Below are 12,426 nucleotides of genomic sequence, written 5' to 3' on the forward strand. Positions count from 1 at the left end.
GTAAAAGGGGGAAGGCATAATGGAATTACGCCAACTGAATACGTTCCGCACGGTTGCTTCAACATTAAACTTCAGTCGGGCTGCGGAAGTGCTGAACTATGTTCCTTCCAACGTCACGATGCAAATAAAAGCATTGGAGGATGAGCTTGGTGTTCGCCTCTTTGACCGCTTGGGCAAGCAGCTCGTTCTCACAACGGCGGGTAAGCGTTTTTTAACTCATATTCAAGGAGTTCTAAACCAATTGGACGAAGCTCGCAGCGTTGTTCATGACAATGAACATCATCTGAGCGGCACCTTAACGATAAGTGCCAACGAGGTTATATGCGCCTATCGGCTTCCAGCGGTCTTTCAATTATATCGCTCACGTAATCCGGGAGTACGCCTTATCTTCCGTTCCGTACCCAATCAAGAGCTCAAGCAGACGCTCTTTGAGGGAACCGCGGATGTTGTCTTCATGTTGGACGAACCTATTCGATCGAGCGGACTTGCAGTGGAACCGCTGCTGGAAGAAACGTTCCGCTTATTCGCTGCACCAGATCACCCGCTCGCCAAACGAAGTGTTCTGCAGCTGGAAGATTTTCACGGGGAAGTGTTCCTGACGAATGAAAAGGGTTGTCCCTATCGAACCATGTTTGACCGGTCATTTGAGAAAGAGGGCATTGATAGTATCACGTATTTAGAGTTTCAAAGTGCCGAAGCCATTAAACAATGTGCAATCTCGGGAATCGGTATTGCCTTTCTTCCTGAAATAACGACGGAAGCCGAGGTTGAACGGGGAGAACTTGTTGCTCTTCCATGGCAAATTCCAGATCTGCACGTGTATACACAGATGTCATGGCATAAAGACAAGTGGCTATCACCGATCATATTATCTTTCATTGAAGCTGCAAGGGAGGTTATTGCAAGCGTGGAGGAGGATAAAAACCGCATACGAGATCCAAGGGATTAGTGCTGACGACCCTTGAGGAATACTTTAGAGGCGCGGCGATTGCTTATATTTATTCGAGAAAGATTGGTTGTTGGACCGTTAGTTGCGGAAGTGTTGCCAAAATTCGCAGGACAAACAAGGCCCGTGAATGGATTACGGGCCTCCATGAGTTACAGACTTATGTCTCGGCTCGAAAGGTTTTGCCTAAAGCTTGGCCTAGACCATAATAGTGCCGGAAATTGTAGATGAGCGGACTCCATTTGCCTGGGTCAATGTGTTGTTCATTCTTCATGATGTCCTGATGGGCATGCACATGTACAGCCTGCGTTTCTATAATGGCAAAAAAGGGTGAATCCTCAGGCACCCGAATGTGATTTACCCTGGCTTCAATCTGGATCGGACACTCCAGAATACGAGTCGGCCTGACAACGACGGAATCCACTGGCGTTAATCCGCTTCGTTCAAACTTATCTTTTTCATATGTAAATCCGCTCTCAAGTTTATAGTCCGGAACAGGATATTTCCCTGTCAATGGGGCTAATTGTTCGACATTCTCCCATAATGAAGGGTCCGGTATATTGATGACGCATTCAGGATGTCGTTCCAGATTCTCAATCGCTTTACCCCCAAGGCCGATACCTAGAATGATATATTCTCCCAGCGCCCATGATGAGGAGATTGGACTAATATTAACGGTGTGATCTCCATTTAGCGTGTTGAGCAGTATAACCGGGGTTCCATAATATAGGATTCTCGGTTTAATTATTTTTGTGTTTATCTTTTGAGCGGTTTTCTTCATACCATCGTTCCTCCCATGAACTATTCTATCTCCACTCATTGTAAAATAAAAAAGGTTCGATGCTCATCGAAATATGGATTACATTAGGGGGGAAGAAGATGAATCCGAATCCAAACATAGCACAGATCGCCTCACTGGTAAGCGATGCATCAAGAGCAGCCATCCTGACCGCCTTGTTGGATGGGCGATATCATCCGGCAGGAGAACTAGCGCATATGGCAAATATTAAACCGCAAACGGCCAGCTTTCATTTATCCAAAATGGTTACAGCGAATCTGGTCACCGTTGAAAAACAGGGAAGGCATCGTTATTACGGAATAGCGAATCAGGAAGTAGCCCGGATCATGGAGACCCTTTTATCCATATCGCCACCTGTTGAAATAAGATCATTAAACCAAGCCTTGGAGCATAAAGCGATACGCCATGCAAGGACATGCTACGATCATCTTGCAGGGAGTCTGGGAATCCAATTGACGGATTCGCTTCTCAGCGCAGGAGTCTTATCCGATGTGGGCGATCAATTTACGGTTACAGAAAAGGGAGTTGCCTTCTTCCAGACATTCCAGATCGATCTGGAACGCGTGAAGAAAAAGCGCCGCTCCTTCACGCATCGATGCCTGGATTGGAGTGAGAGACGTCATCACCTTGCCGGAGCATTAGGCCATGCCCTGCTAGAAAGGCTATTAGAATTAGCTTGGATACAACGCATGCCAAAAACCAGGGCTATTTCTATCACACCGGAAGGCAAAAGGGGGCTAAAAGAAACATTCCATATTGATATCGAATAGGCACCATACACATGGGGCAAGCCTATCGCGCGCGTGACGGGATACAATCGTTCTGGAAGCGATGCTTAACCAAAGGGGCTTGAGATCCCGGAGAGGTTTACAAAACTGTCTGTACCAGCATGAACATGGGCTATCTTCCCGGAGCCGCTGCTTTTGCGGTTTTTGGGCTACAAGTTCTTGTTCCGAGTTGAGGACAAGAACTTGTTTTTTTCTGTAGAGGACAAAACTTGTACGAGTCTAAAGTGAATATAGATTCAACGATCCTGGTTCTTGACTCCCCACTCACATAAGCCTTCCAAAACAGGCAATAGGGTTTCCGCTTTCTCTGTGAGACTGTATTCCACCTTAGGGGGAACTTGAGGGTATTCTATCCGTTTTACCATGCCGTCTGCCTCCAACTCTTTAAGCTGTGAACTTAACATTTTATAAGTGATAGCTCCGATCTGCCTTTTCAGATCATTAAAGCGAACCGTCCCGTTCTCGGCGAGAAGGTAGATAATGACCATTTTCCATTTCCCGCCAATCACCGATAAGGTATAACCAAATGGCGTATCTTGAATATTTCTAACCTTACCTTTAAATTCAGCCATACTCATGTTTACACTATCCTTTCTGGAAGTACCTATCTAAAAAGCATATACTGTTTTTTTGTATGATTACATTTTAAACTAGATCTACTTTAAGTAAAGGGGATTATGAGTCCGTATGCTAATCTTTTCTTGAATGATTATTGCGAAATAAAGGCACCAGACGGACTAACCTTAGCCATTGCATAAATGTTGTACAATGAAGTCAGGTAAACCATTGCTTGCGCACACATGCGCTGCAAACGGAGAAAGGACAATATCAATATGGAAAACGTGTCTATTTCAGATCAGTTGGAATCCATAAGGTCTTTGCAATCGACAGTCAGCAAACTTGAGAATGCCCTGTCCCAGATGAATCAAAGTGGTGCAAATACTACTCTCGTAAAGAAACGACTTCAAGCTGTTTCTATTGGCTTATCCATGCTGGAGCACGTTTGGAATCAAAGCCCCCATCATCACGCCCAGGAAGAATTAGCAGCTGCTCGCCATGTTATAAATGGTTTATTACCATCCATCCAGAACAGCTACGCTAAGTCTAAGGCTGGCAGTCCCCAAAGAACGCTTCTGGAAAGAAGAATGAGAGCGTTGGAACTTGCTGTTCAAGCGATTGACGATTACACCTCATAAGAAAGGGGAGGGAGTATTCGGGGGCATGAAACGATCGATTCTGTGAGGCTGGAAAAATAATTTATAAAAATAGTTGACGGCATCACTACTCGGTGTTACGATGTACATGTAATAAGTAATACTAAATAGCGTGATTTCCATAAGCTACGGAGTAAAACTTCCCTTGGAACTATGTTGTACTGAATATATAGGTCAGACTAATTAGAGGAGGGACGAAATAAAGGAGGTTCTGAATATGGACAATTTAACTGAAATGCTGAAGGGTTCGCTGGAAGGCTGCGTATTGGAAATCATCAGCCGCCATGAAACCTATGGCTACGAGATTACCCGCCGACTGAACGATCTAGGGTTTACCGAAGTTGTGGAAGGGACAGTCTACACCATCCTCGTGCGATTAGAAAAGAAACAGCTGGTGAACATCGAAAAGAAGCCGTCAGATATGGGGCCGCCCCGCAAATTTTACTCGCTTAATGAAGCTGGCCGCCAGGAACTTGAATTGTTCTGGGAGAAGTGGGATTTTGTATCATCCAAAATCAACGATTTGAGATCAAAGGAGGATAAAAATTAATATGATGGAACTGTTCAAAAAATTGATCGGTGATAAAAAAGAATACAAGATAATGATGGCACGGGTGGATGCCCTGCCAGAGGATTATCAGTTCGTATTTAAGAAAATTCAAAACTATATGTGGAATTTCGCAACGGGCAGCGGAATGGATATGCTGAACATTCAATATGAATTAATCGAATTGTTTGAAGGTGGTGCGGCGGAAGGAAGACAAGTGCTGGATATCACCGGAGACGATGTGGCTTCCTTCGCCGACGAATTAGTCGCAAATGCGAAAACCTATGTCGCCAAATACCGCGAAGATTTGAATCAGAGCATCCAGAACCGGTTGGGAAAAAATAAATAAATAGATCATATCGACTGATTAGCTGGTTACCCAATGTGAATTGCCGCCTTCGCTATTCAGTTATATTTTTGGTCCGGTACTAAGTAATACTTATTATAAGTCAGACTAAATAGCTTATGAGGAGGAAGACAGTATGAGCCATGCAGCAATTTCTGTAAAAGAGTTGAAAAAATCCTTTAAAGACAAGGAAGTCTTAAAGGGGGTGGATTTTGAAGTGCAACGTGGTGAGATATTCGCCCTGCTGGGCTCCAATGGAGCGGGCAAGACGACCACGGTGAACATTCTCTCAACGCTGATGAAGCCAGATGGCGGCGAAGCTCGGGTTAGTGGCTTTGATGTGCAGCGTCAACCGGATGATGTTCGCCAGAGCATCAGTCTGACAGGACAATTTGCAGCTATAGACGGCATGCTCACCGGGAGGGAAAACCTGATCATGATCGCCAAGTTACGGGGCGTTTCCAATCCCGATCAAGTTGCCGACAATCTGCTTGCAAGATTCAGTCTGACCGATGCGGCCCATCGCCGGGCAGACCAATATTCCGGTGGGATGAAGCGCCGGATTGACATCGCCATGAGTTTGATTGGAACGCCAGCCGTCATTTTTCTCGACGAACCGACGACAGGACTTGATCCCGAAGGGCGAATTGAAGTCTGGGATACCGTCAAGGAGCTTGCCGGAGGCGGCACGACGATCTTGCTGACGACCCAGTACCTGGAGGAAGCCGAACAACTGGCGGACCGTATCGCCATCCTGCATGGCGGGAGAATTATCAAGACCGGTACCCTTACCGAACTCAAAGCGATGTTCCCGCCAGCGAAAGTGGAATATATCGAGAAGCAGCCGACGCTGGAGGAAATTTTCCTGGCGATGACCGGCAATAAGGAGGGAATGTAAATGAAAAGCAACACAGGGATATTACTTGGGCGTTTAATGCGCAACATCATGCGCAGCCCGGATACGATTATCACGGTGGCAATTACGCCGATTATGATGATGCTGTTGTTTGTTTACGTATTAGGGGGGGCCATAGAGACCGGCACGGACAACTACGTCAATTATTTATTGCCGGGAATCTTGCTGATGGCTATCGCATCGGGTGTAGCATACACGAGCCTTCGACTGTTTAATGATGTAAAGAGCGGGCTGATGTCGCGTTTCATTACCATGCCTATTAAGCGCTCGTCGGTATTATGGGCGCACGTATTGACTTCGCTTGTATCCAATGCGCTTACGATTGTAGTGGTTTTCCTCGTAGCGCTCCTGATGGGCTTCCGTTCCAGCGCGAATATCCTGGATTGGCTCGCGGTAGCGGGTATGCTCGGACTGTTTACACTGGCGCTGACATGGCTGGCGGTCATTCCCGGATTGACGGCGGGGTCTATGGAAGGGGCGACAGCCTACTCGTATCCGTTGATTTTCCTTCCGTTTATCAGTTCGGCTTTTGTTCCAACCGAGACTATGCCTACCATTGTCCGTGTGTTCGCTGAGAACCAGCCCGTGACTTCCATCGTGAATGCCATTCGGGCCCTCTTGCAGGAAGGGACTGTCGGCAACGATATCTGGATCGCGCTTGCCTGGTGTGTCGGTATCATGATTATCGCTTATTTCTTTGCAAGTAAAGCATTTAAACGCCAGTTAGGCTAATACACCATGATGGTTATTACATCAATTGAGCAGAACTTTTAAAATCAGATGAAAATAAGACAGAGGCAGCCGACCCGATGGAGCGGCTGCTTTTGCTCATATTACGGATGAATCTATAGCAAGTCATACTACTAAGCAATCAATCCTCTTTCCCCCATCAGGAACAGCTCATTCATCAAAAAGCATACACATACACCTTGGTGCATAGCGCATCCCGGCACGTGATGGTACGCAGCGGTACCTTGCCTGGCAAAGCAAAACAGACACTAATCACCCTGGCACCAGCCGGCAGTTCCCGGATGAATTTGTCCACGAGAAGATTCATCGCTCCGGGGAATAAATAACAGATCACACAATCCGCATGTTCATATGAACGGCTGTAGATATCGCCACGAATGAATCGCAGCCGTCCCTCCAGAGAATTCCGACTGCCTCTGGTCTGTCGAATGCGGACATTTACAAACGCAAGCAGCTGCGATGACCACAAGGGGACGAGTGAGTTTTCAATACCCGTAAGCCGTTTCCCAGGACAAGACCTGACCACGTCCAGAGCCAGCGTTCCCCACCCAGAGCCCGCTTCAATCACATTACCGTAACCGGGAATGCGGTTTACTTCCTGAATAACGACCTGTCTGACATGACTGGATGCAGGCATGGGCGAGATTCCGTTTTTCCAGCTGACCAGCACGATGGAGACCACCAATATAAGTGTCACCAGAGCAATCAACCATAGTATCAATTGAAATATGACCATAACCTCAACCCTTTGTATTTAAAATAAGAGGCTTTTACTTCTACATCATAACAAGAGAAGCTCCCCCAGGTCCAAATAGGCAGTGTTGAACTTTATGTCACGACGTGATATAGTCGTGACGTGATATATATAGTTGTGACATAGTTGAACAATACAAAGACAAGTGAGGTGGAAATTCTGGACATTGAAAAAGTGCTGAAAAAATATATACCCATGACTGAAACGGCCTTTTATATTCTTCTGTCCTTGGCTGAACCGCGTCACGGATATGGAATTGTTAAACACGTGGAGGAAATTTCCAATTCGCGAATCCGATTAGGTTCAGGTACTGTATACGGAACTTTAACAAAAATGCAAAAAGACGGGATAATAACCGTATTTGCCGACGAGGAAAGAAAAACGGTATACGGAGTGACTGAGATCGGACAAAAATTAATCATGGCTGAGATCGACAGACTTAAAGAGCTGTACCAGAATGCATTGAAATATGGGGAGGGTTTTTATGATAACAAAGATTTTTAGGCCATTCTGGAGCTATGATGTACAGAAAACCGAAGAGTGGCTCTCCTCTATGGCGGAAAAGGGTCACCAATTAGTGAAAATAAATAAAGGTACACGGCTTTTTATCTTTGAGCAAGCTGAGCCGAGAAAAAGAACGTACAGGATCGGATTCGACAAAATCCAACCCCATTTGCTTTCTAAAGTTTTATTAGATGATGGATGGGTGAAGATTCTGCAAAGTGGAAGGTGGTATGTAACGGCGAATGAACAACCTCAGAAAATAATTAAGACCTTCCCAGTACGCGAAGTCATAGTCAAGCACAATAAGTCGATAGGGTACATCTTCGCAAGTGTTTTAATCTATTTAACGATCATTGTTATGTTTAATCTTATCATCCGTTCGACATTGTTTTTTCAAGATGTACCGGTTCATTTTGTCGAAAGTCCTCTTTGGATTTTAACATACAGTTCAATGGGCATTGGAATTGCCCTATGGGTACTTGCACTTTATTCTGTTATGAAAATTAACAAGATCAACAAGAAATTGATCGCAGAAAACACACATCGAAAGAAACTCCAGGGAAGCGGCACCGTTGAAAGAAGGTTAAGCCAGGATGAAGAGAAGTGGTTAATGCGTTCAGGTCAACTAGTGGTTAAGAGAAGAATTGCATGGATGTATGCTCCGGATAAGCTTGAAAAGTGGCTTGAAGCAATGGAAGAACAGGGGCTTAATCTTTTTCGTGTTGGTAAAACAGGAACCGTTTTTTATTTTAAAATAGGAAGTCCTCGCAAAATAAGTTATTGCGCGGATTATCAAAATAATACAGATGAAAGCTACTTCGATATTCATAGAGATGCTGGCTGGAAGAGTGCTTATGTTTCCACCTCATCCTTTCAAAAATGGACTCTATGGAGCCGTGAATACTCAATGGGCGAGGAAGAACCACAAATCTACAGTGATAAATCACATCAATTAAAACATGCTAGACGTATAGCCGTCACCTATTCTTGTATGTTCATTCCATTAGTCATTTTTAATATTTTATTCATAGGGGCAAATATTCATCAGATGTTCAACTACAATCTGGATAAAATTGAACTTTTAAACATGATTTTGTTTGTCATATTAATCTTAATCTATGGTTCGTTCTCAATCAGGACTTGGCTGTACTACAGGCGACTAAGTAAGCGTTATAATTACAATATGTGACTATAATGGCGTTTTCTCATACGGAGTAGAACATCGTCTTATTAACTAAAACACGAAGGAGGGACATGGATATGCAATATGGGCCTGATCCTAATGCAATCTACCCTAATGAAGCAATTAAAAGCATATGCTATATTAAAAACGTTGTAACACGTCCCAATATTATTGTTGGTGAATACACGTATTATGACGACATAAACGGTGCTGACGAGTTTGAAAAGCATGTCACACATCACTATGAATTTATTGGAGATAAACTGATTATCGGAAAATTTTGCGCAATAGCAAAGGGAATTGAATTTGTCATGAATGGTGCAAATCATAGAATGCAGAGTGTCACTACCTATCCATTCAACATTATGGGCAATGGTTGGGAGAGATCGACTCCAGCACTGGAAGATTTGCCCTTTAAAGGTGATACTGTAATTGGAAACGATGTGTGGATCGGACAAAATGTTACCGTAATGCCAGGTGTCCATATTGGTGATGGAGCAATTATTGCTGCCAACTCTGTTGTTGCAAATGATGTCCCTCCTTACCATATTGCAGGCGGGAATCCCTGCAAAATAATTAAGAAAAGATTTGATGACGACCTCATCAATGATCTCCTGGCCATTAAATGGTGGAACTGGCCAGCTCGTAAAATTTTTGATAATCTTGAAGCCCTATGCAGCGGGGATCTTACAATAATCAAGGAAATTAAATAACTCATTATAAACAGAGTGGGAAGTCGAGAATAAGGCTTCCCACTTTGCTGTTCGGTGGAGTAAAGATATACTTTCTAATACAGGAAAAATATGGTTTAATTGTATTACGCGTTTGGCACCAAGCACCGACAGCCGTAGATAACATTCCATTTGCGCTCAAGACAGTCCTCCATCTTTAGTCGGGTTAACTAAATCCATACTTCATGGCCCCATTCTGCATGTTCATAGAATCCTCGATTTCATCCACAATCACGCATCTTGGCATATTCTATAAAGTTCAAACAACGAAGATTTTACCAACTCTTCGAACCTCTCCCAGCTTGTGTGTGGAACGAACGAATATAAGCTCCCATGTGAGTTTATATATATTTTCGTGATCATGAAGGAGGCGGTAGTGTTTATAGGGATTGAGGGTTTGGAAGTTTATTTTAAATAGGAGGTGAGTTACAAGCAGCTATGGGCTCTCAGATTAACAAAATATAATAATGGAGGAATTCATGATGCCTGAAGTACGTTTATTTTGTGTTAATAAGTCCAGAATGCTGATTACTAGCGGAATTATATTCATGCTTTTATTTGCAATGTCGCTGTTGCTTACGGAACAAGCTTCCGCCCACGGAAATGTGACCAACAGTCGTGCAGGACTCTGTGAGAGCAACGTTAATAAAAACTGTGGATTGATTATTTATGAGCCCTATAGCTTGGAAGCTCATAAAGGGTTTCCGGCCGGAGGCCCTGCCGATGGGAAAATTGCAAGCGCAGGCGTACAGCATTTCTCTCCGCTTGACGAGCAGTCGGCAACGCGTTGGTCCAAAGTGAACATAGCACCGGGTTCAAACACATTTAATTGGAAGATTAAAGTACCGCATGCAACAGCGAGCTGGAAATATTACATCACGAAGCAGAACTGGAACCCTAATGCACCGTTAACTCGCGATTCCTTCGACTTAACTCCTTTCTGTACGGTGCCTTACAACGGTCAATTGCCTGGCAGTACCTATTCGGACACTTGTAACGTACCAAGTCGTACCGGATATCAAGTCATTCTAGCGGTCTGGGAAGTTTCGGACACGCTAAATGCCTTCTATAATGTAATTGACGTTGATTTCGGTGGTAGCATTGACAATATCGCACCTACTGCCCCTACAGCAGCTGCAGTATCCAATATTGGGACAACAAGCGCAACGATTACTTGGAATGCTTCTACAGACAACAAAGGTGTAATTGGATACCGCATTTTCAACGGCTCCAACCAAATTGGATCGACTAACGGTGCATTAACCTTCAACGCAACGGGTCTTACAGCCAATACTGCCTATAACTTGACGGTTAAAGCGATTGATGCAGCCGGTAACATCTCCGCCGCGAGCAATGCCGTTTCCTTTACAACGCTTCCTGTGACGGGTCCAGATACAGAGGCGCCAACAGCACCAGGCCATCTTCATGTCATGGGAACCAGAACATCCACAACGATCCCTCTCATGTGGGATGCTTCTACCGATAATGTAGGAGTGACAGGCTATCAAATATTTGCAGGCAATACGCTGGTAGCCACGGTCTCGGGTGGAGCGACCATCGAACATCTTGTGACTGGCTTGACGCCGGATACCCTCTATCAATTTACTGTCAAAGCCGTTGATGCCGCTGGCAATGTATCCGCTGCAAGCAACGTTCTGACTGCAAGTACACCCCCAGCTCCAACCACTTATCCTGCTTGGAATTCTTCTACAGCCTATCTAGGTGGAACCAAAGTCACACATAACGGCTCCAACTATGAAGCAAAATGGTGGACACAAGGTGAAACACCTGGAGCGCCAGGTGTTGATGTGTGGAAACTAATCCCTTAGTATAAGGGATATCATACGAGCTATCTATAAATGGCGGGAAAGCATGTTCGAGATGCTGCCCGCCATTTTGTTGTAGCTGCTTACGGGCAGGATAGTACGGCATCCATGTTGAACTATGGATAGAGTGTATGAATAAGAAGTGTGACTATGAGATTGGAGAACGGAGTGACAAGTTGATTGTAACTTTTGAGGTTATCACCCAAAAAGGCGTTGGGCTACTAAACGAGGATGCCGTTATTTCTCATCCCACAGCAAATGTGTACGGAGTTGTGGATGGAGTATCTTCATTGACAGCCTACTTAAACACCAACAAGGAAACTGGCGGTTTTATTGCAGCGAATCTGTTAAGAGACTACTTCGAATCTCTTGCTGAACTTGGAAGTCTAAGGGACCATATAGTTGAGGTCAATAATCATCTTAGGGAACAAATGGTACTTGCAAATATTGACTTGGAGAAAAAAGAAGAGCTTTGGGGAGCGGCATTGTCCATCCTACATGTTCAGGATGATGGCGTGGAATTCATACAGACGGGGGATTGCATGATTCTGGCCGTGTATGAAAATGGAGAGGTACGCCCTTTAACTTGGAGACAAGTTTCTCACTTAGAAGCACCGGCATTCGCTAAATGGCAGGAAGGAATATCGAGGGGCTTGAACACCCAGAAGGAGCTTCATGAAACCGTGATTGATACAATAACCAAGAACAGATATCAGTCTAACACGGATGGAGGCTACGGAGTCCTCAATGGGGAGAAGAATGCCGTGCGTTTCCTCGAATACGGAAAAATTAATCTGACAGGTCTGAAACATATTATTTTGATGACCGACGGGATGTTTTTGCCGAGCAGTGTCGTGCCTGAACAGAACTCGTATTGGAGCTTTGTTGCCCATGAAATATTAACAAAAGGTATCAAACTGTACACTCAAGAGTTACTGGAACTTGAAGATAGCGACCCAGAGTGTATAAACCATATCCGATTTAAGAAATCGGATGACAAGACCGCAATGGTGATTCATTTTCAAAGCGATAAACCTGACGAGTGTAGCTAAAAGAATACCGCGGCAGCTGATTTGAATGGATTAGTGCCAATACAAGGTCGATAACTTGTTGAAAACAGGT

At 44.5% G+C, this 12,426-nt stretch carries 15 protein-coding genes; 12 read left to right on the forward strand and 3 right to left on the reverse strand.

Annotation, left to right across the window (positions count from 1 at the left end):
* Window positions 1–19: 19 nt before the first annotated feature.
* Entirely contained in the window at window positions 20–949 is a 930-nt protein-coding gene (locus tag B9D94_RS13275) for a LysR family transcriptional regulator (protein ID WP_148247226.1), read from the forward strand.
* A gap of 157 nt (window positions 950–1,106) precedes the next feature.
* Here the strand turns inward: B9D94_RS13275 and B9D94_RS13280 are convergent, their stop codons facing one another.
* Window positions 1,107–1,727: a flavin reductase family protein gene (locus B9D94_RS13280; protein WP_148247227.1), complete on the reverse strand. Its 621-nt coding sequence runs from the start codon at window positions 1,725–1,727 to the stop codon at window positions 1,107–1,109.
* 98 nt (window positions 1,728–1,825) lie between these two features.
* On the opposite strand from B9D94_RS13280, the gene B9D94_RS13285 reads away from it, so the two are divergent.
* Complete coding sequence (locus B9D94_RS13285) at window positions 1,826–2,515, forward strand: ArsR/SmtB family transcription factor (RefSeq protein WP_148247228.1); 690 nt, start codon at window positions 1,826–1,828, stop codon at window positions 2,513–2,515.
* A 254-nt stretch (window positions 2,516–2,769) separates the two neighbouring features.
* On the opposite strand, the gene B9D94_RS13290 is transcribed toward B9D94_RS13285, so the two are convergent.
* Window positions 2,770–3,111, reverse strand: a complete 342-nt coding sequence (locus B9D94_RS13290) for a winged helix-turn-helix transcriptional regulator (protein WP_006210310.1) — start codon at window positions 3,109–3,111, stop codon at window positions 2,770–2,772.
* Between the two features lie 255 nt (window positions 3,112–3,366).
* Here B9D94_RS13290 and B9D94_RS13295 point away from each other — a divergent pair, with 255 nt between their 5' ends.
* The 5 genes from B9D94_RS13295 to B9D94_RS13315 all read left to right on the forward strand — a co-directional run bounded on the left by B9D94_RS13295 (window position 3,367) and on the right by B9D94_RS13315 (window position 6,288).
* Window positions 3,367–3,729 (forward strand): hypothetical protein, encoded by a 363-nt coding sequence (locus B9D94_RS13295; RefSeq protein WP_148247229.1) that lies wholly within the window; start codon window positions 3,367–3,369, stop codon window positions 3,727–3,729.
* A 235-nt stretch (window positions 3,730–3,964) separates the two neighbouring features.
* On the forward strand, window positions 3,965–4,297 hold the full coding sequence (locus tag B9D94_RS13300; protein WP_006210308.1) for a PadR family transcriptional regulator: 333 nt from the start codon (window positions 3,965–3,967) through the stop codon (window positions 4,295–4,297).
* Window position 4,298: 1 nt separating this feature from the next.
* Complete coding sequence (locus B9D94_RS13305) at window positions 4,299–4,643, forward strand: DUF1048 domain-containing protein (protein ID WP_148247230.1); 345 nt, start codon at window positions 4,299–4,301, stop codon at window positions 4,641–4,643.
* A 133-nt stretch (window positions 4,644–4,776) separates the two neighbouring features.
* Window positions 4,777–5,538 (forward strand): ABC transporter ATP-binding protein, encoded by a 762-nt coding sequence (locus tag B9D94_RS13310; protein ID WP_148247231.1) that lies wholly within the window; start codon window positions 4,777–4,779, stop codon window positions 5,536–5,538.
* Window positions 5,539–6,288, forward strand: a complete 750-nt coding sequence (locus B9D94_RS13315; RefSeq protein ID WP_006210304.1) for an ABC transporter permease — start codon at window positions 5,539–5,541, stop codon at window positions 6,286–6,288.
* A 175-nt stretch (window positions 6,289–6,463) separates the two neighbouring features.
* Here B9D94_RS13315 and B9D94_RS13320 read toward each other — a convergent pair whose 3' ends face one another.
* Entirely contained in the window at window positions 6,464–7,042 is a 579-nt protein-coding gene (locus tag B9D94_RS13320; RefSeq protein WP_148247232.1) for a class I SAM-dependent methyltransferase, read from the reverse strand.
* Between the two features lie 177 nt (window positions 7,043–7,219).
* Between B9D94_RS13320 and B9D94_RS13325 the strand changes: the two genes are divergently transcribed.
* The 5 genes from B9D94_RS13325 (at window position 7,220) to B9D94_RS13345 (ending at window position 12,356) form a co-directional block, all read left to right on the forward strand.
* Window positions 7,220–7,564, forward strand: coding sequence for a PadR family transcriptional regulator (locus tag B9D94_RS13325; protein WP_172964046.1), 345 nt, complete (start codon window positions 7,220–7,222; stop codon window positions 7,562–7,564).
* Window positions 7,545–8,753 (forward strand): DUF2812 domain-containing protein, encoded by a 1,209-nt coding sequence (locus B9D94_RS13330; RefSeq protein WP_148247233.1) that lies wholly within the window; start codon window positions 7,545–7,547, stop codon window positions 8,751–8,753. The genes B9D94_RS13325 and B9D94_RS13330 overlap by 20 nt, the downstream gene beginning before the upstream one ends.
* Window positions 8,754–8,824: 71 nt before the next feature.
* Entirely contained in the window at window positions 8,825–9,460 is a 636-nt protein-coding gene (locus B9D94_RS13335; RefSeq protein WP_148247234.1) for a Vat family streptogramin A O-acetyltransferase, read from the forward strand.
* 500 nt (window positions 9,461–9,960) lie between these two features.
* Complete coding sequence (locus tag B9D94_RS13340) at window positions 9,961–11,307, forward strand: lytic polysaccharide monooxygenase (protein WP_148248780.1); 1,347 nt, start codon at window positions 9,961–9,963, stop codon at window positions 11,305–11,307.
* Window positions 11,308–11,435: 128 nt separating this feature from the next.
* Window positions 11,436–12,356 carry a protein phosphatase 2C domain-containing protein gene (locus B9D94_RS13345; protein WP_148247235.1) on the forward strand — a complete coding sequence of 307 codons (921 nt, stop codon included), beginning with the start codon at window positions 11,436–11,438 and terminating at the stop codon, window positions 12,354–12,356.
* Window positions 12,357–12,426 lie beyond the last annotated feature (70 nt).

It is taken from the genome of Paenibacillus sp. Cedars, assembly GCF_003184205.1.
In the GTDB taxonomy this organism is placed as follows: domain Bacteria; phylum Bacillota; class Bacilli; order Paenibacillales; family Paenibacillaceae; genus Paenibacillus_AQ; species Paenibacillus_AQ glucanolyticus.

What these genes read in the sequence shown, in the direction of transcription:
- B9D94_RS13275 (WP_148247226.1), top strand. Translation starts at nt 20, where the DNA reads ATGGAATTACGCCAACTGAATACGTTCCGCACGGTTGCTTCAACATTA.
- B9D94_RS13280 (WP_148247227.1), bottom strand. Translation starts at nt 1,727, where the DNA reads ATGAAGAAAACCGCTCAAAAGATAAACACAAAAATAATTAAACCGAGA.
- B9D94_RS13285 (WP_148247228.1), top strand. Translation starts at nt 1,826, where the DNA reads ATGAATCCGAATCCAAACATAGCACAGATCGCCTCACTGGTAAGCGAT.
- B9D94_RS13290 (WP_006210310.1), bottom strand. Translation starts at nt 3,111, where the DNA reads ATGAGTATGGCTGAATTTAAAGGTAAGGTTAGAAATATTCAAGATACG.
- B9D94_RS13295 (WP_148247229.1), top strand. Translation starts at nt 3,367, where the DNA reads ATGGAAAACGTGTCTATTTCAGATCAGTTGGAATCCATAAGGTCTTTG.
- B9D94_RS13300 (WP_006210308.1), top strand. Translation starts at nt 3,965, where the DNA reads ATGGACAATTTAACTGAAATGCTGAAGGGTTCGCTGGAAGGCTGCGTA.
- B9D94_RS13305 (WP_148247230.1), top strand. Translation starts at nt 4,299, where the DNA reads ATGATGGAACTGTTCAAAAAATTGATCGGTGATAAAAAAGAATACAAG.
- B9D94_RS13310 (WP_148247231.1), top strand. Translation starts at nt 4,777, where the DNA reads ATGAGCCATGCAGCAATTTCTGTAAAAGAGTTGAAAAAATCCTTTAAA.
- B9D94_RS13315 (WP_006210304.1), top strand. Translation starts at nt 5,539, where the DNA reads ATGAAAAGCAACACAGGGATATTACTTGGGCGTTTAATGCGCAACATC.
- B9D94_RS13320 (WP_148247232.1), bottom strand. Translation starts at nt 7,042, where the DNA reads ATGGTCATATTTCAATTGATACTATGGTTGATTGCTCTGGTGACACTT.
- B9D94_RS13330 (WP_148247233.1), top strand. Translation starts at nt 7,545, where the DNA reads ATGATAACAAAGATTTTTAGGCCATTCTGGAGCTATGATGTACAGAAA.
- B9D94_RS13335 (WP_148247234.1), top strand. Translation starts at nt 8,825, where the DNA reads ATGCAATATGGGCCTGATCCTAATGCAATCTACCCTAATGAAGCAATT.
- B9D94_RS13340 (WP_148248780.1), top strand. Translation starts at nt 9,961, where the DNA reads ATGCCTGAAGTACGTTTATTTTGTGTTAATAAGTCCAGAATGCTGATT.
- B9D94_RS13345 (WP_148247235.1), top strand. Translation starts at nt 11,436, where the DNA reads ATGAATAAGAAGTGTGACTATGAGATTGGAGAACGGAGTGACAAGTTG.